The 303-nt window shown below is 58.7% G+C and carries 1 protein-coding gene; it reads left to right on the forward strand.

What is annotated here, in order from left to right:
* Positions 1-55 precede the first annotated feature (55 nt).
* Positions 56-303: transposase (locus C6W91_RS21395; protein ID WP_370571640.1), on the forward strand; the 248-nt coding region annotated here is incomplete at its 3' end.

Genomic DNA, 303 nt, shown 5'->3' on the forward strand with positions numbered 1-303 from the left:
CTGGACTTGCCCTGAAAAAGTGGAGAGCACCAACTGAGGAACCAGGAGGTGTTCTATGGGAAATGGCAACAGACCGACGCCGGAGTTTCGGCGGGAAGCAGTCAGACTGGCACTGACCAGCGGTCGGACGCGGCGGGAGATCGCGGAAGATCTGGGGATTGGACTTTCGACATTGACGCGATGGCTCAGTCGCGAGCGGGATGCCAGTGATCCGGTCGAGGCTTCGGTCGACGTGCATGCTGAGTTGAAGCGGTTGCGACGCGAGAACGCAGTGCTGAAACAGGAGCGCGACATCCTAAAAAA

It is taken from the genome of Phaeobacter sp. SYSU ZJ3003, from assembly GCF_041300735.1.
GTDB classification, from domain to species: domain Bacteria; phylum Pseudomonadota; class Alphaproteobacteria; order Rhodobacterales; family Rhodobacteraceae; genus Phycobacter; species Phycobacter gallaeciensis_A.